Raw genomic sequence first — 20,934 nt, forward strand, 5'->3', positions numbered from 1 at the left:
CGACTCCTCTCACGCGGATGGAACCGGCGAAAGACGGAAATTCCTACCACACCATCCGTTCGTATGAACGAGCCCGGGACCGAGGGCGTACTGTTGGACCAGGAGACGCTCCACGATCGGCTCGACGACGCGCCCGAGTGGCTACAGGACCACTACCGGACGTTCCGCGAGTCGATGCTCGACGAGCACGACGGGTCACCGTTCCCGTGTTACTTCGGTATCGAAGTCGAGCGCAAGGGCGAACTGCTGTACGCTGCCTGCGAGTCGACGACGGACCCGGCAGCCCTGCTCCGGCTTCGAGACGTTCTCTTGGAGTATCTCGAGGTACACGAGGACCACGCGAAGCGTGCGCCGCTGGCAGTGTTCTTCCGCCCACCCGACGGCGACGCCCGCGTCGCGCGCAGAGCCGGTGAGGCCCATTATCACGAGCGGCTGTGGCACGTGCTCGAGTTTCTCCACGTCCACGACCCCGAGCCGTGGCCGACGGATATCCCGACCGATCCGGACGACCCGTACTGGGAGTTCTGCTTCGGCGGTGAGCCGATCTTCCCGACCTCCCGTGCGCCGTTTTACGACGAGCGACGGAGCCGGTACTCGCCGATCGGCCTGGAGATCACCTTCCAGCCGCGCGCCGTGTTCGAGGGGATCACCGCCGACACGGAGGCGGGCCAGCAAGCGCGTGAGGTGATCCAGTCGCGGATGGCAGAGTACGACGGCGTCTGTCCCCACGCGGACCTCGGCGACTGGGGAAAAGCGGACGACCGCGAGTGGAAACAGTACCTGTTCCGCGAGCGCGACGAGGCGAGCCCCGACGAGTGTCCGCTCCGGCCAACTCGCGAGCACCCGAAAACCACGCCCGAGCTGCTCGAGCCGGGCGCGTGGCGTCGACTCGACGGTGACGCGAGCGGGGACGGCTCGGCGCTGGAGGCGACCGGAGTCGGCGATGACTGACGACACGACGCTTCCGGACGAGGATCCTGACCGGTTTCACGACGCCGTGCTGGTGTTCGTCGACTTCCAGACCGGGTTCGAAGACCCCGCGTACGGCGAGCGCAACAACCCGGATGCCGAGGCGGTTGCGGCGGCCGTATTGGAGCGATGGCGCGACCGGGATCGGCCGGTCGTCCACGTGCGGCACGCGTCGACTGAGCCGGACTCGCCGCTTCGTCCCGAGAAGCCGGGGTTCGAGTGGATACCCGAAACGGCTCCGACACCCGACGAACCGACGTTCGAGAAATCGGTCAACGGAGCGTTCCTCGACACCGACCTCGACGCGTGGCTCCGCGAGGGTGGACACGACCGGCTCGTCGTCTGCGGACTCACGACCGATCACTGCGTGTCGACGACGGTTCGAATGGCCGAGAACCGCGGCTACGACGTTGCCGTCGTTGCCGACGCCACGGCGACACACGCACGGACGACACACGACGGTGATCGGGTCGACCCGGAGACCTCCCACCGCGTGGCGCTCGCGCACCTGCAAGGGGAGTTCGCGACGGTGCTCGAAAGCGATCACCTGTTGATGTGAGCTGAACGTGTCCCCGGATCTCTCGTGCGTGGTCCGTCGTCCGCGGGCGGCAGTTCGTAGCCATCGTCCGCGGTTCCGGCTGCAAGTCGCTCGCCTCGTGCGGACCGTCACGAACCCACGTTCTTTTATTTACACACGTGAGAACACCGGTAACGATGAGCCGGCGTCAGACGAACCTCGCGGTCCACCTCGACGGCATCACCAAGCGGTTCCCCGGGGTCGTCGCCAACGACGATGTCGACCTCGCCGTCGAACGTGGGAGCGTGCACGCGCTACTCGGTGAGAACGGCGCGGGAAAAACCACGCTGATGAACGTCCTGTACGGACTCTACCGCCCCACGGAGGGCCGGATCGTCGTCGACGGCGAGCCCCGATCGTTCGACTCGCCACGCGACGCAATCGACGCCGGCATCGGGATGATCCACCAGCACTTCATGCTCGTGGACCCGATGCGAGTGTGGGAGAACGTCGTTCTTGGCAACGAACCCACCGAATGGTTCGGACTCCGCGTCGACGAGGCCGCCGCACGTGACGCCGTCAGGGACCTCAGCCAGCGATACGGTTTCGATGTCGATCCGACGGACAGGATAGAGGAGATCGCGGTGGGCGTCCAACAGCGCGTCGAGATACTCAAGGCACTGTATCGCGGTGCCGAGGTGTTGATCCTCGACGAGCCGACCGCCGTGTTGACGCCACAGGAGGTCGAGGACCTATACACCGTCCTCGAGGAGCTTACCGACCAAGGGAAGACGATCATCTTCATCACCCACAAGCTCGGCGAGGCGATGCACGCAGCCGACGAGATCACGGTGCTCAGGGATGGCAAACACGTCGGAACGGTCGACGCGGACGACGTCACTCGCGAGGAGCTCGCGGAGATGATGGTCGGTCGCGAGGTGCTGTTGGAGCGCGACTCCGCGACGGGCGTGCCGGGAGAGAGCGTCCTCGAAGTCGACGATCTCACCGTCGAAGACGATCGCGGCGTCGAGGCCGTCTCCGGTGTCTCCGCGACGATCCGCGAGGGTGAGGTGTTCGGCATCGCCGGCGTCGACGGCAACGGGCAGACACAGCTCGTCGAGGCGATAACCGGGCTCCGGGACCAGACCGCCGGAACGGTGTCGTTCCGAGGCGAGTCGCTCGCGGGTGTGAGTCGCAAGGCGCGGATCGACCGGGGGATGGCGTACATACCCGAGGACCGCCAGACGCGGGGGCTCGTGATGCCGTACGACTTCACCCAGAACGCGATCCTGGGGAGCCAACACGACGCGGCGTTCACCGACGGCGGACGGATCGACTGGGACGCCGCGGGAGCCCACGCCGACGGGATCATCGACGAGTACGACGTCCGACCGCCGCTCCCGGACGTGTCGGCCGTCTCCTTTTCCGGCGGCAACCAACAGAAGTTCATCGTCGGCCGGGAGTTCGAGCGCGATCCCGACCTCGTCATCGCCACCCACCCGACGAGAGGTGTCGACATCGGTTCGACGGAGTTCATCCACGACCGACTGATCGAGCTTCGCGAGGAAGGGGCCGCGGTGCTTCTCGTCTCCTCGAAGCTCGACGAAGTGCAGTCGCTGTCGGACCGGCTCGCGGTGATGCACGAGGGTGAGTTTACGGGCGTCGTCGACCCAGCAACCGTCACTGAAGAGCAGATCGGGCTGCTGATGGCCGGAGCGGATCCGGACGACGATATCGGGAACGCTCGGCTCGAGGAGGAGACGGAGGGGTCGCGGTGATCTCCGAGGAGGTTCGCGAGGCCGCGCGCGGCTTCCTTCGGAAGCTGGTTCGACTGTCCGCAGTCGAGCGGATCCTCATCAGCATGGCGGCGCTGTTTCTGTCGATCGTCGTCGGCTTCTTTATCGTGCTCGCGTCCGGCCGGGTCGCGGAGTGTGCGACGGGTGCGTGGACGATGCCGGTGACGGGCCTCGGCTTCTGTTATGACCCGTTCGAGGTGTACTTCGTTCTGTTTAACGGCGCGCTCGGCGAGCCGTTTTACACGTGGCAGCCGTCGATCGTGAACCCGGACTGGCTTCCGTTCACGGTCACGTGGCTCGGGCTTATGCCCGGCTGGAGCCCGTTTAACAGCTCCCTTGCGCTCACGATGAGCGAGACGACCCTGCTGATCTTCACTGGGTTGTCCGTCGCCGTCGCGTTCCGAGCCGGCCTGTTCAACATCGGCACCCAGGGGCAGCTCGTCGTCGGGGCTCTGTTGACCGCGCTCGTCGTCGTCGCCGCCGCACCGTTCTTCCCGGCGGGTCGTCTCGGCGGCGTGCTGCTCATCTCGCTCGGCGTCATCGCCGGAGCGGTCGGCGGCGGGTTCTGGGGAGCGATCCCCGGAGCGTTGAAGGCGTACGCCGACGCGAACGAGGTGATCACGACGATCATGCTGAACTTCATCGCCGCGAACATCGCCTTCGTCCTCGTCGCGGGCCCGTTCGGCGACGAGACGAGCTCCGTCGTCGCCACGGAGCGCGTTCCGGAGTACGCTCGAATCGATCCGTGGTTCTTCCCGGGCCACGGCGACTTCGCCGAACTGGCGCTGATCGGTGGGCTAGCCGCGGTCATCGGACTGTACGTCCTCATCGAGCACACTCCGTTCGGGTACGATCTACGAATCAGCGGGATCCAGCCGATCGCCGCGGAGTACGGCGGGGTGAACAGCAAGCTGACGACCGTTCGTGCGATGACGATCTCCGGCGCGCTCGGCGGGATCGGTGGGAGCATGTGGATCCTCATGGCCGAGGGCCGGTGGATCGAGTCGGTCCCGGCGCTCGGATTCGACGGTATCGCCGTCTCGATCCTCGCCGGCAACAATCCGCTCGGCGTCGCGCCCGCCGCGGCCCTCTTCGGCGTTCTGAAGGGCGGGGCGCTTGAGGTCGGCTTCCAGACGGACGTTCCGACCGAGCTGGTCGGGGTGCTCCGCGGCCTCATCATCCTGTTCGTCGCCATGCCGGAGTTCTTCCGAATGGTCGGAAGCTACGTCGACGTTGACGAGCCGGAGTCGGGGGCCGATCCTGGGGTCGCTGCCATGGACGACGGAGGTGAGACGGATGCGTAACCCGATCGCGGACGTCGACGTCCCGCTTCTCGACGAGCTCGTCGACTCGGAGTACGTCCGGTCGCTCATTCTCGGCACCGTCGGCGTCTTCGCGCTGCTCGGCGTCCTCGGTCTGCTGTTCCCCGAGACGGTCGTCGGTGATCTCGCCGGAATCGTCTTCTCCGGCGGAACCGCCGCCGCCACGGTGCGGCTCTCGGCACCGATCGTACTGGCCGCGCTCGGCGGTATCTTCGCCGAGAAATCCGGCGTTATCAACATCGGGCTGGAGGGGCTGTTGATCATCTCGGCGTTCACGTCGATCTACGTCGCGTTCGTCCTCGGCGACGCCGGCGTTGCGACCGGCTCGAGCGCGCTGTTCGTCGGGTTTCTCGCTGGGGTGCTCGCGAGCACGGTGCTCGCCGTCGTGTTCGGAGTCGTCTGTATCGAGTTCAAGGCGGACCAGATCATCGCCGGACTCGCGATCTGGCTCATCGCTCTGGGACTCGCGCCGTTCCTCTCGACGGTGTTTTTCGGCAGCGTCAACACGCCCGGCGTCGGCAACGTCAGCTGGCACTACTCGGGCGTGTTGATCGTCGTCGGCACCGCCGTCTCCTGGTGGACGCTGAACCACACCGCGTTCGGGAAGCATATCAAGGCAGCCGGGGAGAATCCGAAGGCGCTCGACACGGTGGGCGTCTCCGTCTCGAAGATCCGACACGCCGGCGTGATGCTCTCGGGCGTGTTCGCGGGTGCTGGCGGGGGTGCGCTCGCGTTAACGGTCGGTCGGTTCATCGGCTCCGGCGAGACGATGGTTCAGGGAAAAGGGTTCATCGCCATCGTCGCGTATCTGTTCGGAAACTACAATCCGATCGGCGCGCTCGGCGCGGGGGCGCTGTTCGCCGGACTGGAGGCGACGCAGCTACGGCTACAGCAGCTCGGGTACGGGATCCCGAGCTCGCTCGTCGAGACGATCCCGTACGTGGTCGTCATCCTCGTGCTCGCGTTGGTCGGGCGGACGCGGCTGCCCGCGGCCGCCGGCGAGCATTACGAGACGGAGGAGTGATCGGTGCTGGCGGCGTCGGGAACGGCGGTCGGTTCAGCTCTCCCGGGCGTCTCCGACGATCCGGGTGAACTCCCGGGCCGTCTCCGTGATCGACTCGTAGTCGCCACGCGCAGCGGCCTCGTAATCGACCAGTGCACCGCCGGCCCCGACCGCGAACGCGCCGGCGTCGACGAACGCTGCAGCGTTGTCGAGACCGACGCCGCCGGTCGGCATCATCGGGATCTGTCCGAGCGGACCGTTCATGGCGGCGAGATGGCCCGGCCCAACCGTCGACGCCGGGAACACTTTCACGAAGTCCGCGCCCGCCTCGTACCCGCGTATCGCCTCCGTCGGCGTCATCACGCCCGGGGCGCTCACGGCACCGTAGCGGTTACACGTCTCGATCACGTCCTCGTGGAGACTCGGCGAGACGACGAACTCAGCGCCGGCCATCAACGTCGTTCGTGCGGTCTCCGCGTCGAGAACGGTTCCGGTTCCGACGATCGTCTCGCCGTCGGCGAACGAGGACGACACGTCGTCGATGAGATCGGCGACGTTCGGCGTGTCGGCAGTGATCTCGATGGCAGTGACGCCTCCATCGCGGAGCGCGTCCGCGATCCCGATAAGTTGGTCGGCCTCGACTCCGCGCAACACCGCGACGACGCCGCTGTCGGCGATCCGTGAGAGCGTCTCGTCCATACTCACTCGTTATCGAGTGAATACTTAAAACCGAGTGAGTGCCGAAAAACGGGAGGACGAAACGAGCGGTCGTCGATCAGGCGTAGCGTTCGAGTTCGGGGCGGTCGAGATCCTCGAAAACGTCCGCGGCGACCGCAGAGAGGAACGCCTCGCCCTCGTCGGTGATGCGGCGGCCCTCGCCGGAGGCCGTGGAGACGAGTCCGTCCTCCTCCAGCGCCTGTAGCGAGGCACGGATCAGCTTCCGGGAGCCGCCCGCATGCTCACCGGGACGGACGGCGTAACGGTTCGAGCCGCGCTTTTTCGAGCCGTACTCCGTGGCGAGCCGCTCGACGCCGACGGGCTCGTTCTGGGCAACCTTTCGGAGCAAGCTCGCCGAGCGGACGTACCAGAAGTCCTCCTGCTCGGGCGGCAGCTCGTTGCCGGAGCTGCTCTTCGCGAACCCGACCCAGGCGGGCTCGTCGATCCGCTCTTCGAGTCGTGCGGCGAGCTCCTCGATGAGGGCATCCGCCGGCACGTCGTAGATGGTTACCATTGGGGAGGAGTTCAGCCTAGCGTCGTTTAAACCCATCGTCTTCGGGAACGCCCGTGTGACCCGTTTTCACGGGACAGCGACGCTCCCGCCCGGATACTCGCTGCGGAAGAGGACGGGCGGTTCGCGCCCACAAACCGTCGCGAGCCCCGACGAGGAGTCGACGGACCGCCACGAGCCGCCGGCCGCGCCTACGCGACGTAGTCGTACTTCCGCTCGTTCATCCGACCCCAGCCGGTGAAGACGAACTCCGAGTCGGGTGCGGTGAACTCCTCGATCTCGCGGTCAAGGTCGACGTCGTACTCGTGGACGTCGTGGACGTCCTCGTACTCGTCCCACGAGAGATCGTACCGCGCCGCGAGCTGCTCGTCGATATCGAGCGCCTCGATCTCCTCGCGCCACCCCTCCCGGACCGTCTCCGCGTGGATCTCCGCCTGCGCGCCGGAGCCGTACGACCCGACCAAAAGCGCCTCGCCGACGAGGTCGTGGTCGCGGTCGATCGCGTTCCGGAGCGCGCTCGCGCGAGCGATGTGGACCGACCCCGTGTACCAGTTGCCGACCTCCCGCGAGAGCCCGAGCGTCGGCTCGACGACATCGTCGTACCACGCCTGGTACTCCTCGGTCGTTTTCAGATCGTCCATATGATCGCGGATCGCCTCCTCGAACGCCTCGCGGTCCGCGAACTCCTCCTCGCGGGGCTGGCGGCCGATTCGTTCCGCGAGCGCGTCCTCGTGTTCGGTGTCGCGGATGACGTGGCGGTACGCCAGAAGCGCCGCCTTGCGGACCATCCCCGGGAACGGCGTGTGGAAGGGGGCGTACACGAAATCCTCGAGGTGGACCTTCCCCGCGACCGACTGGTAATCCTCCAGCGCCTCGCGCATCCGCGAGAGATACACCTGCATCGAGCGCTTGCCGTCGACGCTGGGGAACTGCTGGTTCGGCTTGAGGAAGTCCGTCTCGTCCATCGAGCCGTACCCCTGATGGGTCGATAGCTCGACGATCGACGGGTCCTCGTCGATCAGCATCGCCACCGCGCCCGCGCCCTGGGTCGCCTCGCCGGGGTCCCCGCGGGCGTACAGCGCGGTGTCGGTCGCGATCACGAGCGCCGCCCGGCCGCGGTTCCGCTCGGCCCGGATCCAGTTGTACGCGTCGTCGATCGCCTGCGTCCCAGCCACGCACGCGAACTTACGCTCGCCCTTGTTGGCGTGGCGGAAATCGCCGTCGTACACCTGCTCGAGACAGCCCGCGATGTACGTCGAGACGGGTTTCGAGTGGTCGAACGCGGACTCCGTCGCGACGTCGATCCGACCGATGTCGTCGGGTTCGAGCCCCTTGCGGTCCATCAGGCGCTTCGAGGCGTTCGCACCCATCGTGACGATGTCCTCGTACACATCCGGGAACGAGGAGTTGTGCAGTCCGAGCCCCTTCGTGTACTTCTCCGGGTCGTCGCCCTTCTGTGGCGCGAACGTGTTCGGCAGGTCGAGTTTCAGCTTCCCGGTACGGATCTCGATGGCGTCGATCCCCACTGCGGTCATGTGTGGGGTTTCATACACCGGGCATATGGGCCTGTCGATAGGGCGTTACGTCGATCGTGGAAGCCAACTGCGATGCCCGACACTCACCCGTCGCCAGACCGGTTCCCAAATTTATTACTAATAAAAAGTAATACTAATATTGAAGTAGTAATAGAGCCGATTCGGGGTATGGGCGAAACTGAGAACGGGACGACCGTCGCCGTCACGAGTAAAGGACAGGCAACGATACCGAAAGAGCTCAGAGAGAAACTCCGGATCGACACGCCGGGTCGCGTCCGGTTCGTCGAAAACGAGGCTGGAGAAGTGGTGATACGGCCGGTGAAGCGCCCCTCCGAACTGCGGGGAGAACTCGCGACGGACGCCGACGATGGGGCGTCTGCCACAGAGCTCCTTCGGGCAGATCGCGAGCGCGACCGCCAAGAGTTGGACGAATCCCGTGTGGTCGGCGGCGACGAATGAAGGTCCTGTTCGACGCCGAGCCACTACTCGCGTTCGCCTTCGACGAGCCGGGTGCAGACGCTGTCGAGGAGGTATTAGCGGACGTGTACGACGGCAATGTCGATGGGTACGTCACGACCGTCAATCTCGCGGAGGTGCAGTACGTTGCGGCCCGGCTGTCCTCGCCGGAGCGAGCGGACGAACACGTCGCAGGCCTCAAACGGATGGGATTACGCGAGTACGGCGTCGACGATCTCTGGAAGCGCGTGGCGAGTATAAAGGGAAATCACACGCTCGCGCTTGGCGACGCCTACGCACTCGCTGCCGCCGCAGCGGAGAACGCGGCGGGCAACGAGGTGACGCTGTTAGTCGGTGCCGACGACGACTACGACGAACTTGAGGAGAGTGCTGCGTTCGGAAGGTTGATCGAGCGCGTCAACGATTGAGATCGCTTGAGAGTGTCAATTATATATCTATATATGGTGAGTGCTATCTAATATCTCGGAGTTTTTCGAGCCATTCGGCGTGATCTTCCATTTCTTCCGGCGAAAAGAACCGATCGATTCGTCGGACTGCCGTGACGAGCTCACTCGGTTCGTGATTCCTTTTTGAGGGTTTCGACGAGTTCGTCACGCCGTCGTCGATACGTCTCCATCTCGTCGAGGTTCTCGTAAGATCGTTTGACTTGTTCGTCGAGTAAACCGTTTTGATGGTTATAAAATAGCTCTCTATTCACGCGTTAGTCCGTTGTCGAGGGACAGCGTATCATCCGGCTCATCAAATGTTCCCGACACCGTTTCATATACGTTCCCGTCCGAATCAAGCAGCGTGATCGTTACGTCTGCCGGATTATTCACGCGTTGACCACCACTATACGGGCCCATAGTGAAATCGACATTTTCTGTCATGGATATCTCATCAGTCTGCGACGTCCCGTCATTTCCGTCCAGCTCGAACCGTATCTGGCCGTCTTCGTCAACGTTGTCGATAGTCCCATCAAAATCGACTTCGGTGATCTGATTGCCTCCCTCCGACGCATCAGCAGTGAGTGTTTCAAAGGTCGGTGTTTCTTCTTCGGGATCTAACATGAAGTCGACGGTCTCATCCTCACCATCTCCAACATCCACTGGGAACTCCGTGTCGCCATTGTACCCATCTGCATCGGCCTCGACGGTGTACTCGCCCGGATCGACCTCGACGCTGTACGTTCCGTCTCCGGCCGTCGTCGTGCTGGTGACCGCGTCTCCAGCGTCCGTGCTGTCGCCGTCGTAGACGGTGACCGTCGCGCCGTCGATTCCGGTGTCAGTGTCGGCGTCGGTTACGGTTCCGCTGATCGAACCTGCCGGTGGGACCGGTTCATCCGGCTCCGTCACGGTGACCTGCGCTTCGCCGGCCTCAGAGTCGTCAGTCCACCGACCGCTGGCGTCCTGACCACGGATCGTCAGATCGTACTCTCCGTTCGACCATCCGGCGGTCGAAATCATCTCCGTGATGTCCTCACGTCGGTCCGTCTGATCCGGATCGTACGTGAAATTCTCATTTTCCGTCGTCTCGCCGTCCTCGGCTACGACTTCGACACTCTGGATCGGGGTCCCGCTCCGATAGATGTCGTCGCTCACGGGGGCGACGCTGTCGACAGTCGCACTCAGCTCGAAGGACTCACCGACCCCAACCTCCGAGGAGTCCACGTTCTCATCGTACACGTCCGGTCCTCGGACAGCGTCACCCTCTCCGCCGCCCGCCATGATACGAGTAAACACGACCCGCTCAAATCCGGAGTCATCTGCCTCCGCGTCGTTGATCGTGAACACCGTACCGGTTTCCGAGTGGACTCGGCCGTCGTCGTCCGTTTCGAGAGTCCTCGTCGGGGAGTTGGAGGAAGTGCTCGTGAACACGTCGACGCTCGCCCCCTCGACCGGATTGTGGTACCGATCGCGAACCTCAACGCTCGCATCCACATCATCCATCACGTTTTCCGAGCCGACCGGAACGATGTACGCCGGCTCGGTCTCCCCTTCGCCGTCGACGCTCACCTCCGAGAGCCGGAGACGGAACTCCTCGTTTTCCTCGAGTTGGAGGCGGATCTCACCACTACCCCGATCGGCAGTTGCATCGATGTTAGGATACCGCTCAGTCGTTCGGTTAGCCAACTCCACTTCATTGCCGACGACAGTCGGAAGCACGATCTCGCTGTCAGTGTTCGCGACTATCGGAACCGTGCGCGTTCCCTGTGAGACGGCCTCCGGATCGACGCTTCGCGCCTCGACGCCGTTTTCGGACACCTCACCGGACAGCACGGTCAACGAGATCCGATCGCTGCGGTGAATCGTCTGATTCGTCCGCAGAAGCGTCGCATCGTTCGGGAACTCTGCAACGACAAGGGAGTGTTCGTACGTCAGCGTCGGTCCCTCTCGATACTCGTTGTAGTTCGGCGTGTACTGAACTGAGCGTGTCTTGAACTCCGGATCCGTCGCCCAGAACTCCTCGACGTTCTCGTGAACACCGTCACCGATATCGACGTTCTCGATCCGGAGCTGTCGCTGCTCAGTCGTGCGGATCTCCCCCGTCACCGGAGCCGGATTCACGAAGAACGTCCGCTGAGGGTATCGCGTACCGAGCCGGACGCGTGCCGGCTGTGCGGATCCCGTCGACCCCGCACGGAGGATCGCGTTCCTGAGGTCGCCGATGTCGTTTTCCACCTGCTGGCTGTGCTCGAACTCGACGTTCGCGTTCTCCTGTGGGACGACCTGTGCCTGATACACCGCCATCGCGACGATCAGAAAGCCGAACAGGATCACCACGCCGACCACGACCGACTGGCCTCGACGGTCGTGACTGAATCGCATTATCTCACCTCCGGAGGCGATACTTATAAATTCGGTCACCGGCCGGAGCGCTCGGGGTCGCGACGGGGCCGTCCCCGCCTCACCCTCGCTGTTTTCGCGCCGCCCGCTGCCCGCTCTTGACGGCTGCCCACCCGGAGATCACCGCGGAGATGCCGCCGAGCAGCACCGCCTGCGTGGAGTTGAACTCGGTAAGATATATGGCGATCAGCGTCACCGTCACAAACGCGAAGATCCCGGCACCCAACATGGTTCCGAACCCGGGCTCGGCGATCGCCTCGTCGTCGCTCATACCGGGATCCCAACCGGTGGCAACTTAAATACGCCCGTTCGCATCCCACGCCGACCGCGTCGGACCGGTCGGTTTTTGCGGTCGGCCGGCGCAACGCCGGTATGGCGAAACAGCCGCACCTGCTGATCGAGGAGGGTGACGTCCACGAGACCGCGATCATCCCCGGCGACCCGGGCCGCGTCGACCGCATCGCGGATCTGTGTGACGACAGCGAGGTCGTCGCCGAGAATCGCGAGTACAAGGTCGTGAACGCGAGCTATCAGGGCGATTCGCTCACGATCTGCTCGACAGGAATCGGCTGCCCGTCCGCGGCGATCGCGGTCGAGGAGCTTGCACGCGTTGGCGTCGAGCGATTCGTCCGCTGTGGAACCTGTGGCGCGCTCCAGAAAGGGATGGAGATCGGCGACATGGTCGTCGCGACCGGCGCGGCCAAAGAGGAGGGGACGAGCAAGCGCTACGAGTCCGCCGTCTACCCCGCCGTTCCCGACTACGACGTGCTCTCCGCGCTCGTCGACGCCGCCGAGGACAACGACGAGGACGTCCACGTCGGCCCGATCGTCTCCGACGACGCCTTCTACAACGAGAGCGACGAGTTCGTCGCCGACTGGGAGACGGCGAACCTGCTCGCGATCGAGATGGAGGCCGCCACCGTGTTCGCGCTCGCTCGCCGCAAGGGCCTAGAGGCGGGCGCGATCTGTACCGTCGACGGTAACCTCGTCGAGGGGACACAGAAGGGCGCTGACTCCGACGACGAACTGCCCGAGAAAGCGAAGAACAACGTCGAGCGCGCGATCCGGATCACGCTCAACGCGGTCGTCTCGCTGTAGGTCACGGTCGTCGATGGTCATCGACGGTTAGCGCGGTCCCCGCCCGCGGCCGGACTACCGCACGGCGTCGGCACGCGAGACAAGCTCGCGAACGCGATCGAGGTCGACGGGGGCGGTCGTCTCGCCACCCTCCTTGAGCGCCGTACCCACCACGACGCCGTCGGCGACGCGGAGCGTCTCCGCGACCGTCTCCGACCGAACGCCGCTCCCGACGAGCACGGGAGTGTCGAGACCGTGTGCGTCGCGTTCCTCGACGACGGCCCGCAGCGTCGTCTCGTCGGCCGGCTCGCCGGTGCCGTGCCCGGAGACGATCACCGCGTCCGCGAGTCCTCGTTCGGCCGTGTCCGGAATCGACTGCAGCGCTCCGCTCGCATCGGAAAGCGGGGCGGAGTGTTTCACGTCGACGTCGGCGAACACTCCGATGTCGACACCCAGCCGGTCCTGCAGGCGCAGCGTCCGGTGTGCCCGCCCGTCGACGACCCCCTGATCCGTCACGCGCGACCCCGTGTGGACGTTGACGCGGACGAACGCCGCACCGACGGCGGCAGCGACGCTCATGGCCGCGTCGGCGTCGTTCCGCAACACGTTAATACCGATCGGGAGGTCGATGTCGGCCGCGACCGCTGCTGCCGCGCGAGTCATCGACGCGACCGTGTGCTTCGGCACGTCGTCCGGATGAAACGGCACGTCGCCGAAGTTCTCGATCATCACCGCGTCGACGCCGCCGCTGGTAAGCGCCTCGGCGTCCGCGACTGCGCGGTCAACGACCCGTTCGATGGCCCGCTCGCCGTCGTCGTCCGCGGTCGGCGACCCCGGCAGCGGCGGGAGATGCACCATCCCGACCACCGGCCGCGGGGTCCCGAACGTCGCAGCGAACTCCATGCTCCTCCGAACGCGGCGTCGTCACTTAAACGTCGACACGGCAGACGACGCCGGGCCGACGACACACGGACAGCCATCGATCCCGCGCAAAGTACAAGCGCGTCGCACCCTAACGGTTCGTTCATGTCAGAGTCGCTTGCGGACGAGCCGTGCGAGGCGTGCACTTCAGATGACGAACCGCTCACTGAATCCGAGTACGCGGACTACCTCGCGGAGCTGGACGACGACGTGTGGGAGGTCGTGGAGGAGCACCATCTCGAGGGAACCTACCAGTTCGACGATTTCCGGGACGCGCTGGAGTTCACCTACGACGTCGGTGAGCTGGCCGAAGAGGAGTGGCACCATCCGGATCTGCATCTCGAGTGGGGCGAGGCACGCGTCGAGATGTGGACACACAAGATCGATGGCCTCCACAAGACCGACTTCGTGATGGCCGCTCGGATGGACCGGATCCACGAGGAGTACGCACCCGCAGAGTGAGCGACGACCGCAACGAACGCTTTTAAACCCCTTCCCGTAAAATGACGGGTAATGAGCGAAAACGTCTTTGTCGTCCCGATCGACCCCGAGAACTTCGATAACACCGTGCGATCCCCGGTCGATCTCACGGAGTACTCGGATCGTCCGGAGCCGTTGGCGGGACTCGACGAGGCGCGTCTGTGGGCCGTCTCCGACGATGGCGGTAACGGGTCGACGTTCGAGCGGATGAGCGAGGGCGACCTCCTGCTGTTTTATCACGACGGCGAGTACGTCGGCACCGGCCGTATCGGGACCACTTTCGAGGACGATGACCGGTGGGTGAGCGGTACGTTCTGGACTGCGCTGCCGGCGACCCGGATCTACACCGTCGAGTCGTTTCGCCCGATCTCCGTCCCCAAGCGCGGCGTGAATCGCATCTTCGACTATTCGGACGCGTACACTCCCGGCTTCATGCGCGTCGCCGACGATCGAGTGACGACGCAGCTCGAGTCGATCGAGTCGGCGCTCGCACGCTACACCGAGCGGAACGCGTAGGTCAGCCCATTCGTAATACGGACGAGGGTGTCATAGAACGCTTGCCATGGTGTGTATGCCACGATTGCACACCCAAAGCAGCCGTGCGACGCTGCGTGCTTCGTGATCGATCTCGGGCGTATATTGCGCAGTGTGAGTTCGAGTAGATGCTTATAAAGGCTCACTCGATGTGGAGAAGAGCGATATATAAGTGAGCGGTGGAGAGGAGACTCCCTCGGAAGCCCCAGCCGCGACGGCTCGCGCGGCTCGCTGCGCGCTTCGGTCGCTTCGCTCCCTGCAGTGCTTTCGTCGCCGTGCGTCGCCCTCGCGGCTGCCCCTTCCAGTCCCACCCGACCGCCCCGCAGCCTCGGACCGCCCCAGCCTCGACCGGAGGGGGCCGCCGGCACCGCTCGGCGGCCCCCTCCGGTCTCCCTCGCGCGCTCGCTCACGGCTTCGCCGTTCGCATCCGAGGGCTCCCTCCGGTCGCCCTCGCGACTCGCGGGCCGCTGGCCCGCTCGCGGCGCGCGCCACCGCAACCACACCGCAGAGCATGATTTATATATCAGGTGACGGCGGGCGGTCGGCGCGCGCCTCCGAGCGCTCTGGAAAGAGCGCGAGGAGCGCGTGCGAGGGAGGCGGCGGCGAGCGCGGAACGCGCGAGCCGCCGACGAGGCTGGGGAGGCGCGAGGTGCGGTCGCGGTGCGGTCGGGTGGGGTTGAAAGGGGCAGCCGGGAGGCGGGCGCAGGCGACACAAGCACTGCAGGGACAGCGTGTCATAGAATCGTTCACAACGATCAGTAGAGCTGCGAACTGACCGGTGAAGGAGCCACCAAATGCGATTGATATTCGAACTGGTATGCAAGATATAGAGTGAATTCATCGGTCTCGCCTTTCTGGATTTGAGGATGGGAGTTTTGTAGCGACCGGATATAGAACGCACATGGAAGGAGAGTTGCATCGAAAGCTTGTCGAAGAATCTTCGGATATTGCGACGATCATCGATTCAGAAGGGTTCTCTTAGCCGAGAAGTGAAAACAAGGCATAGGATCCCACGAGCGACATCATCGGCGTGATCACCCAGAGTGTCACAACGCGAACTGCCGCTGCCTGGTGGAACAGACCTTCGGCAGACAGTTCCTCCGGGTCTTTTTCGCCGATGCTAGACACACCATCCCCGGATGCGTGCTGTCTGTCCGGGTGAGGAGTCTCGCCTTCAGCGAGTTCGCCCACAGTCGGGCCCGAATTGACCCCCTTGTTGCCTTCAACTGGGTGAAGTCTGAGTGCACCAGTCGTAAACTTTGGAGCGGATTCATCGGCGGGAGATCGTGTGACTATTTCTGCGAGCGTCCGCGCTCGGCTTGCACGGCCCCACCCGAGTCCAATAATACAACTGGTCGTACTCACGGCGAGACTGGCTGGAATTCCGAGCCACGATAGGACGGTGATAATCGTCGCACCCACGGTCGAAACAATGAGCGCAGCCAGAATCGGCATCTCAGTAATATCGTTGCCAACGGTCGCCAGCGTCCGCCGGGCAATCGTGAAGCCGCCCACGCTGATGGCCCCAATTGCGAGGAGAATCGCCGGGCTAGGGTCAAGGGAACCGTTACCGACAAGCGGGGCGACTGCGTTCGCCGCGTTCGAGGCCCCAGCACTGAACGCCATGTAGCAGGCAATTGCCACCACAAGCGCCGACCCGATCAGATCCCGAGGCGAGACGTTATCGTTGACCGATAGCCGTGGGAGTCTCCCCTGGGTATCGATTGCGATCAACGGGTTCGTGAAGCGACCGAATTCGAATTTGGCGTCGAGGTGCGGGTACAGATATCTGCCAATAAACACACCTGTGAAGACGGCGATCAGCGGGGCGACGATCCATGCCGACAGGATGGTAAACATTAGCGCAGTGTTGAGCGTCCCCGTTGCCAATCCGAGTCCGACGATTGCTGCGACGGCTGTCATCGAGGTTGACGCCGGGACACCGTAGAGGTTCGAGATCAGGAGTGCGAGCCCGGTAAAAAAGAGGACGCCAACGCTCGCTGCAGGTGTAAAGGCTGCTGCATCGATGATTTCGGTACTCATCGTCGTGATGACCTTCCGCCCAATCGTCCACGCTCCGAGGAACGCAAACACGGTAAACAGTGCTCCGGCGGTGACTTTTCTGACGGCCCGGCTGCCGACTGCCGGTCCGAAGGCGACCCCGGTTGATGACCCGCCGATATTGTACCCGACGAACACCGCCACCAGCAATCCCACGAGAATGAGTAATTCTGCCACGTGTCTGCGTTCGGTTCGCATGCGAAAAAATAGTGCCGTTTCACTGCTGAACTGTTGGCTCCGACCGATAGACGCAGTAACACGGATATCTAGGACCGATTCGTCCCCATACGGGTTGCCCAAAGATCAGTGATCGATATGCGCCTTCTCTCCATCAACCGTTGAACGGACATTTTCACAAGCTGTTAGAAGGTGGTCTGCATCCAGAGGCTGAGGGCATTGGAGAAGGGGGGTTTCGCTATATGATTGCTGGTAAGAGAGCCTGTACCGCCCGAAAACCAGTATCAACTCCCTAAGGACTCCCCTTTTTGCGCGCTCAGAGGCTGTAGTCAACACATGTATTTCATTCCGTCAGAGCCCAGCGGAACAATTTGCTGGAACTCTCGGCCAAGATTGAACACCAGAACGTGATGTAGCACCAGAGCGACTCATCTGAATGTTGTAATGAACGCGTTGACAGCGTCGTCACTTCCTGTGACAATGAGGCGGTCGTTTCCTTTGATTACTGAACCGGCTCCGGGATTTGTCAGCAATTCACCGTTCCGCTCAATGGCGACGACGGTCGCTCCGGTTCGGTTGCGGACAGCCGATTCCTTGAGCGTTCTGCCGACAAGCTCAGGGGCAGTTGTCCGGATAATTTCGAACTGTGTTTCCGGTGTGAGAACTTCTAACTGCGTTTCCGGTGTGAGACCTTCTTCGTCCTCTAAGAGAACGGATGAGACCATTCGCCCGGTAACGGTCGAAAGGGCGAGCACGTACTCGGCACCAGCCCGGTAGAGTTTTGCTGTGTTTTCGACATCGTTCACCCGTGTTATCACTTCGATATCGGGTGCCAACTCTTCGATTGCGACGGTAGCGTACATTGTGGTCGTGTCGGCATCCAGTGCCAACACGACAACGCTTGCATTTTCGACACCGGATTCAGAGAGTGTTTCCTGCTGATTAATATCGCCGGTAATATCGACTCTGTCGTCCTCAGTTATATCAACCACCGTGGGTGAAACGTCGTTTGTCTCCAGAACGTCGATGACTGCTTGCCCAACGACACCATAGCCCGCCACGATGACCTGCTCACTACCGGGGGTCATTGGAGAAATTGTTCGGCTCTTCACCTCTTGGAGGGCCTCGTGATTTCCGGCAACAAGCAAAATCGTATTTGCGTCAATCCGCGTATTGGGCTCCGGAGCAGGACTGAACTCACCATTGGACCAGATCCCATTGACGGTAATCCCGAGCTCTCTCGGCAGTTTCAATTCCGCAAGAGTCTGCCCTGCGAGGTCGCTGTTTTTCTCGACGAGGATTTCTGCGAGTTCAAAATCGTCACCGAGTTCAATCGTCTCTTGGAGTTTTCTTGTAACCGAGAGGGTCGCTTTATTGCCGAGCGCGCGACCAAGGGCTTGTCGAGGTCGAATCACCTGGTCAGCGCCCGCATACCGATGATACTCTGCATCCTGTTTATTCTCCGCGACACTCACGACCATCAGATCTTCCCGGAGTTCTCTAGCAGTAAGAATTACTGAGATGTTCTCTTCGTCAGAAACATCGGCCACCAGCGCCTGGGCTTCGTTGATGTTTGCGGCTCGGAACGTCTGCTCATATTCGGGATCGCCGCAGATCGCTTCGATTCCACGGGTATTCAGATCCAGCACCGTTTTGGGATCATCATCGATAATAACATAGGGGACATCCGCTGCCTCAAGCTTAGACCGAAGGACATCTTCGCGCGGGTTGTATGAACAGATGATGACGTGGTCAGTAAGTTCGGTCGATTCCTGTGGGTTATCTTTGAGGGCTTGTTGAAATAGCGGCACGACGAACAGCGGTAGTGCTAGAAACACGAGGAGCACGCCGGAAAGGTTCATCCAAACGACGATGAGATTCATGATGGCTGTGTTCCAGTACCCAGTATCGCCACCGAATCCGGCTGTCGTGAGTGCCTCAATGACGACTTGTAAGGAATCAAAAAACGCGATCTCTACCCCTTCAAACGTGAGCATTGCCCACTGGTAGAGGAGCGTGTACACAAAGACAAGCAGGGCCACGGCAGACAATAACATGACAATCCGTCGCTGCCATTCTATCATTATAGCTCGATAGGACTGATTTGATTAAGTATTCTTTTATTGTACAGTTGGTGTTGAATATGCGCGTTCCATCTTGCACGCGAGTCTTGACAAGACTTGGATAAGCAGAGCGTGCGAATCTTTCTATGACACGCTCCTGCAGGGAGCGAACGACGTGAGCGACCGAAGCGCGCAGCAAGCGTGCGCCCGCCTCCCGGCTGGGGCTTTCGGATCGTTCGTCGCGGAGCTATCGCTCTCGCGACTCACTTATAAACGAACACCAACCCCTCCACGGTATCGCTTATAAACCACCCATCCCCCCTCGTGAGCGACGTACGCCCGGTATCGATCACCGCGATGGCTGCACTGGGCGACGCTTCCGTCGGTGTGTGAACTGTTCTATGGTGCTCTCGGGCGGGGTGTATAACCGTCTCGGGAGTGTAGCATCGGGTGTATGTCGCGAACGCGCGTAACGGTCCGGTGTGGCTCCTGTGAGTACACGGAGACGTACGACTCGCTCCGCCGCGCTCGAACCGCCGTCGCCGACCACGAGGCCGAGACCGGCCACAGCCCCGGCTGGTCGATCGATCGTCTCGCCGCGGGAGTCGAGCAGGCCGGAGCCGACGCCGGCGTCTGCGGGCTTCCCGGACGGACGAATCCGGACTCGCCGCTCGTCCGTGACGGAACGGAGGAGTGAGACGAGCGCGGACGGTAGGGCGTTACGACGGTGACGGCTACTCGGAGGCCTCGAACGACAGCTCGAGACAGCCGCACGCGTCAGCCTCGGGATCGAAGCAGTCCGGACACTCCGGCCGTCTGTCGATGATCGTGTCCAGCCGGTCGGCGACGGTGTCGTCGATGACCGCCTCAAGCTCGCGCGCCTCCGCACGGAACTCCTCGACGCCGAGCACGTTCGCAAGAAACCGCTCGATGATACAGTACGTTTGGAGCGCGTTTCGAGCACGGACGATCCCGTCATCGGTCAGCCGAACTCCTTTATACTTCTCGTGTTCGGCCAGTCCGCGACTCTCCAGTTTGCCGATCATCTCGTTGGCACTGGCCGGGCTAACGTCCAGCGCGTCCGCGATCGCGCCGGTCGATGCGGGGCCGTCGGCCCCCTGCTGGATGACGTAGATCGCCTTGAGATACTGATCAGCGGTGTTCACGACTGTCCTCCGTTGGTGTCCGCAGTGAGGTCACTCCCGGCGTGGATACCCCGGCCGTCGGAGCCGCCCCGTTCGTTGGAGCCGCCCCGTTCGTTGGAGCCGTTCCACGCGGCGCGGAGACTCCGTGCATCGGGAAGATGGAACCCGTGCGATCGGCAGCTCATCGTCGCTCCATAACCTCCGTTACCTCTCTGACGCCCTCCGCTTCCTCCTCGCGGATCGCTTTTAACGTATCAAGCAGCTCCGTGCGGTCGACCGAGAACGATGCGTCGGACGCCTCGATCGCCTCGATAAGGTCGTCGTAGAACTTGTACGCCGTCTCCTCGTTGCACAGCTGGTCGTACAACACGCCGTCGAAATCGTCCGGCTGCGTCCGGCCGTAGCGCGCCTCGACGAGCGACTCCACCTCGTCGAACGGAACGCTCTCGACGTCGAGGTCCGCGATGAGCGCCTCCAGCTGCCGCCGGTGGTCCGCGGACTCCTCCGCGGCGCCCTCCAGCAGCGACTCGATATCCGAATCGAGCTCGTCGTCGACGCTCCGATAATGGTGGTACGCCCGCGCCTCGACGACCTCTTCCAGCACGATCCCGATCTGAAGCAGGCGTGCGAGCTGATCGTCCGAGGAGACCCGCCGTCCGACGCTCACTGGAGCCCCCCGGTCCAGATCCGTCGCCGTCGGCGTCGCCGTTCGGTCGATACGGCCGTTCGCATACGCGGCAGTCGGTCCCTCTTCGACTTAAGCAGTTCCCTCGACGTGCGGTGTCGATACGCTTGTTTCCGAGA

At 63.0% G+C, this 20,934-nt stretch carries 22 protein-coding genes; 11 read left to right on the plus strand and 11 right to left on the minus strand.

The features are described 5' to 3' along the window. Positions 1–63 precede the first annotated feature (63 nt). The 5 genes from ACYQ0R_RS11290 to ACYQ0R_RS11310 all read left to right on the plus strand — a co-directional run bounded on the left by ACYQ0R_RS11290 (position 64) and on the right by ACYQ0R_RS11310 (position 5,628). Positions 64–951: a YqcI/YcgG family protein gene (locus tag ACYQ0R_RS11290; protein ID WP_459823741.1), complete on the plus strand. Its 888-nt coding sequence runs from the start codon at positions 64–66 to the stop codon at positions 949–951. After that, a complete protein-coding gene (locus ACYQ0R_RS11295) occupies positions 944–1,528 on the plus strand; it encodes a cysteine hydrolase family protein (RefSeq protein WP_459823748.1) in 585 nt (194 codons plus the stop codon). Before ACYQ0R_RS11290 ends, ACYQ0R_RS11295 begins: the two co-directional genes overlap by 8 nt. A 155-nt stretch (positions 1,529–1,683) precedes the next feature. After that, complete coding sequence (locus tag ACYQ0R_RS11300) at positions 1,684–3,264, plus strand: ABC transporter ATP-binding protein (protein WP_459823751.1); 1,581 nt, start codon at positions 1,684–1,686, stop codon at positions 3,262–3,264. An 83-nt stretch (positions 3,265–3,347) separates the two neighbouring features. Further along, positions 3,348–4,586: an ABC transporter permease gene (locus ACYQ0R_RS11305; RefSeq protein ID WP_459825750.1), complete on the plus strand. Its 1,239-nt coding sequence runs from the start codon at positions 3,348–3,350 to the stop codon at positions 4,584–4,586. Next, on the plus strand, positions 4,579–5,628 hold the full coding sequence (locus tag ACYQ0R_RS11310) for an ABC transporter permease (RefSeq protein WP_459823754.1): 1,050 nt from the start codon (positions 4,579–4,581) through the stop codon (positions 5,626–5,628). The genes ACYQ0R_RS11305 and ACYQ0R_RS11310 overlap by 8 nt, the downstream gene beginning before the upstream one ends. Before the next feature lie 33 nt (positions 5,629–5,661). On the opposite strand, the gene ACYQ0R_RS11315 is transcribed toward ACYQ0R_RS11310, so the two are convergent. The 3 genes from ACYQ0R_RS11315 to hmgB form a co-directional block, all read right to left on the minus strand. Further along, a complete protein-coding gene (locus ACYQ0R_RS11315; protein WP_459823757.1) occupies positions 5,662–6,306 on the minus strand; it encodes a bifunctional 4-hydroxy-2-oxoglutarate aldolase/2-dehydro-3-deoxy-phosphogluconate aldolase in 645 nt (214 codons plus the stop codon). A gap of 76 nt (positions 6,307–6,382) precedes the next feature. Further along, the gene (locus tag ACYQ0R_RS11320) at positions 6,383–6,838 is read right to left on the minus strand and encodes a 30S ribosomal protein S19e (protein WP_459823760.1); all 456 of its coding nucleotides are present in this window, start codon (positions 6,836–6,838) and stop codon (positions 6,383–6,385) included. Between the two features lie 188 nt (positions 6,839–7,026). Next, complete coding sequence (gene hmgB / locus ACYQ0R_RS11325) at positions 7,027–8,370, minus strand: hydroxymethylglutaryl-CoA synthase (RefSeq protein WP_459823763.1); 1,344 nt, start codon at positions 8,368–8,370, stop codon at positions 7,027–7,029. A 72-nt stretch (positions 8,371–8,442) separates the two neighbouring features. On the opposite strand from hmgB, the gene ACYQ0R_RS11330 reads away from it, so the two are divergent. Next, positions 8,443–8,829 (plus strand): AbrB/MazE/SpoVT family DNA-binding domain-containing protein, encoded by a 387-nt coding sequence (locus tag ACYQ0R_RS11330; RefSeq protein ID WP_459823765.1) that lies wholly within the window; start codon positions 8,443–8,445, stop codon positions 8,827–8,829. Beyond that, complete coding sequence (locus ACYQ0R_RS11335; protein WP_459823768.1) at positions 8,826–9,254, plus strand: PIN domain-containing protein; 429 nt, start codon at positions 8,826–8,828, stop codon at positions 9,252–9,254. The genes ACYQ0R_RS11330 and ACYQ0R_RS11335 overlap by 4 nt, the downstream gene beginning before the upstream one ends. 282 nt (positions 9,255–9,536) lie before the next feature. Here the strand turns inward: ACYQ0R_RS11335 and ACYQ0R_RS11340 are convergent, their stop codons facing one another. Continuing rightward, the gene (locus ACYQ0R_RS11340; protein WP_459823770.1) at positions 9,537–11,654 is read right to left on the minus strand and encodes a carboxypeptidase-like regulatory domain-containing protein; all 2,118 of its coding nucleotides are present in this window, start codon (positions 11,652–11,654) and stop codon (positions 9,537–9,539) included. Between the two features lie 79 nt (positions 11,655–11,733). Continuing rightward, positions 11,734–11,943 carry a hypothetical protein gene (locus ACYQ0R_RS11345; protein ID WP_459823773.1) on the minus strand — a complete coding sequence of 70 codons (210 nt, stop codon included), beginning with the start codon at positions 11,941–11,943 and terminating at the stop codon, positions 11,734–11,736. A 101-nt stretch (positions 11,944–12,044) separates the two neighbouring features. Here ACYQ0R_RS11345 and ACYQ0R_RS11350 point away from each other — a divergent pair, with 101 nt between their 5' ends. After that, positions 12,045–12,770: a guanosine phosphorylase gene (locus ACYQ0R_RS11350; protein ID WP_459823775.1), complete on the plus strand. Its 726-nt coding sequence runs from the start codon at positions 12,045–12,047 to the stop codon at positions 12,768–12,770. A 54-nt stretch (positions 12,771–12,824) separates the two neighbouring features. Here the strand turns inward: ACYQ0R_RS11350 and ACYQ0R_RS11355 are convergent, their stop codons facing one another. Continuing rightward, positions 12,825–13,652: a BtpA/SgcQ family protein gene (locus tag ACYQ0R_RS11355; RefSeq protein WP_459823778.1), complete on the minus strand. Its 828-nt coding sequence runs from the start codon at positions 13,650–13,652 to the stop codon at positions 12,825–12,827. A gap of 123 nt (positions 13,653–13,775) precedes the next feature. On the opposite strand from ACYQ0R_RS11355, the gene ACYQ0R_RS11360 reads away from it, so the two are divergent. After that, positions 13,776–14,132 (plus strand): 4a-hydroxytetrahydrobiopterin dehydratase, encoded by a 357-nt coding sequence (locus ACYQ0R_RS11360; protein WP_459823780.1) that lies wholly within the window; start codon positions 13,776–13,778, stop codon positions 14,130–14,132. A 51-nt stretch (positions 14,133–14,183) separates the two neighbouring features. After that, the gene (locus ACYQ0R_RS11365; protein WP_459823783.1) at positions 14,184–14,666 is read left to right on the plus strand and encodes a hypothetical protein; all 483 of its coding nucleotides are present in this window, start codon (positions 14,184–14,186) and stop codon (positions 14,664–14,666) included. A gap of 996 nt (positions 14,667–15,662) precedes the next feature. On the opposite strand, the gene ACYQ0R_RS11370 is transcribed toward ACYQ0R_RS11365, so the two are convergent. Continuing rightward, the gene (locus ACYQ0R_RS11370) at positions 15,663–16,922 is read right to left on the minus strand and encodes an inorganic phosphate transporter (RefSeq protein WP_459823786.1); all 1,260 of its coding nucleotides are present in this window, start codon (positions 16,920–16,922) and stop codon (positions 15,663–15,665) included. Between the two features lie 428 nt (positions 16,923–17,350). After that, a complete protein-coding gene (locus ACYQ0R_RS11375) occupies positions 17,351–19,006 on the minus strand; it encodes a potassium channel family protein (RefSeq protein WP_141463516.1) in 1,656 nt (551 codons plus the stop codon). Between the two features lie 433 nt (positions 19,007–19,439). Here ACYQ0R_RS11375 and ACYQ0R_RS11380 point away from each other — a divergent pair, with 433 nt between their 5' ends. Next, on the plus strand, positions 19,440–19,682 hold the full coding sequence (locus ACYQ0R_RS11380; protein ID WP_459823789.1) for a DUF7542 family protein: 243 nt from the start codon (positions 19,440–19,442) through the stop codon (positions 19,680–19,682). Between the two features lie 37 nt (positions 19,683–19,719). On the opposite strand, the gene ACYQ0R_RS11385 is transcribed toward ACYQ0R_RS11380, so the two are convergent. Genes ACYQ0R_RS11385 through ACYQ0R_RS11395 form a run of 3 tightly spaced genes read right to left on the minus strand, consistent with a single transcriptional unit; the run spans position 19,720 to position 20,797 of the window. Continuing rightward, the gene (locus tag ACYQ0R_RS11385; protein WP_459823792.1) at positions 19,720–20,151 is read right to left on the minus strand and encodes a metal-dependent transcriptional regulator; all 432 of its coding nucleotides are present in this window, start codon (positions 20,149–20,151) and stop codon (positions 19,720–19,722) included. Next, positions 20,148–20,315, minus strand: a complete 168-nt coding sequence (locus tag ACYQ0R_RS11390) for a hypothetical protein (protein WP_459823795.1) — start codon at positions 20,313–20,315, stop codon at positions 20,148–20,150. The genes ACYQ0R_RS11385 and ACYQ0R_RS11390 overlap by 4 nt, the downstream gene beginning before the upstream one ends. Beyond that, entirely contained in the window at positions 20,312–20,797 is a 486-nt protein-coding gene (locus ACYQ0R_RS11395; protein WP_459823798.1) for a ferritin-like domain-containing protein, read from the minus strand. Before ACYQ0R_RS11395 ends, ACYQ0R_RS11390 begins: the two co-directional genes overlap by 4 nt. Positions 20,798–20,934: the final 137 nt, after the last annotated feature.

This window comes from Halorubrum luteum (assembly GCF_054652935.1).

Excerpts from the sequence above, each read along its gene's own strand:
- ACYQ0R_RS11375 (WP_141463516.1), bottom strand. The coding sequence starts at position 19,006 with ATGATAGAATGGCAGCGACGGATTGTCATGTTATTGTCTGCCGTGGCC.
- ACYQ0R_RS11360 (WP_459823780.1), top strand. The coding sequence starts at position 13,776 with ATGTCAGAGTCGCTTGCGGACGAGCCGTGCGAGGCGTGCACTTCAGAT.
- ACYQ0R_RS11305 (WP_459825750.1), top strand. The coding sequence starts at position 3,348 with ATGGCGGCGCTGTTTCTGTCGATCGTCGTCGGCTTCTTTATCGTGCTC.
- ACYQ0R_RS11350 (WP_459823775.1), top strand. The coding sequence starts at position 12,045 with ATGGCGAAACAGCCGCACCTGCTGATCGAGGAGGGTGACGTCCACGAG.
- ACYQ0R_RS11335 (WP_459823768.1), top strand. The coding sequence starts at position 8,826 with ATGAAGGTCCTGTTCGACGCCGAGCCACTACTCGCGTTCGCCTTCGAC.
- ACYQ0R_RS11295 (WP_459823748.1), top strand. The coding sequence starts at position 944 with ATGACTGACGACACGACGCTTCCGGACGAGGATCCTGACCGGTTTCAC.
- ACYQ0R_RS11380 (WP_459823789.1), top strand. The coding sequence starts at position 19,440 with ATGTCGCGAACGCGCGTAACGGTCCGGTGTGGCTCCTGTGAGTACACG.
- ACYQ0R_RS11315 (WP_459823757.1), bottom strand. The coding sequence starts at position 6,306 with ATGGACGAGACGCTCTCACGGATCGCCGACAGCGGCGTCGTCGCGGTG.
- ACYQ0R_RS11300 (WP_459823751.1), top strand. The coding sequence starts at position 1,684 with ATGAGCCGGCGTCAGACGAACCTCGCGGTCCACCTCGACGGCATCACC.
- ACYQ0R_RS11340 (WP_459823770.1), bottom strand. The coding sequence starts at position 11,654 with ATGCGATTCAGTCACGACCGTCGAGGCCAGTCGGTCGTGGTCGGCGTG.
- ACYQ0R_RS11310 (WP_459823754.1), top strand. The coding sequence starts at position 4,579 with ATGCGTAACCCGATCGCGGACGTCGACGTCCCGCTTCTCGACGAGCTC.
- hmgB (WP_459823763.1), bottom strand. The coding sequence starts at position 8,370 with ATGACCGCAGTGGGGATCGACGCCATCGAGATCCGTACCGGGAAGCTG.
- ACYQ0R_RS11345 (WP_459823773.1), bottom strand. The coding sequence starts at position 11,943 with ATGAGCGACGACGAGGCGATCGCCGAGCCCGGGTTCGGAACCATGTTG.
- ACYQ0R_RS11355 (WP_459823778.1), bottom strand. The coding sequence starts at position 13,652 with ATGGAGTTCGCTGCGACGTTCGGGACCCCGCGGCCGGTGGTCGGGATG.
- ACYQ0R_RS11290 (WP_459823741.1), top strand. The coding sequence starts at position 64 with ATGAACGAGCCCGGGACCGAGGGCGTACTGTTGGACCAGGAGACGCTC.
- ACYQ0R_RS11320 (WP_459823760.1), bottom strand. The coding sequence starts at position 6,838 with ATGGTAACCATCTACGACGTGCCGGCGGATGCCCTCATCGAGGAGCTC.
- ACYQ0R_RS11330 (WP_459823765.1), top strand. The coding sequence starts at position 8,443 with ATGCCCGACACTCACCCGTCGCCAGACCGGTTCCCAAATTTATTACTA.
- ACYQ0R_RS11390 (WP_459823795.1), bottom strand. The coding sequence starts at position 20,315 with ATGAGCTGCCGATCGCACGGGTTCCATCTTCCCGATGCACGGAGTCTC.
- ACYQ0R_RS11365 (WP_459823783.1), top strand. The coding sequence starts at position 14,184 with ATGAGCGAAAACGTCTTTGTCGTCCCGATCGACCCCGAGAACTTCGAT.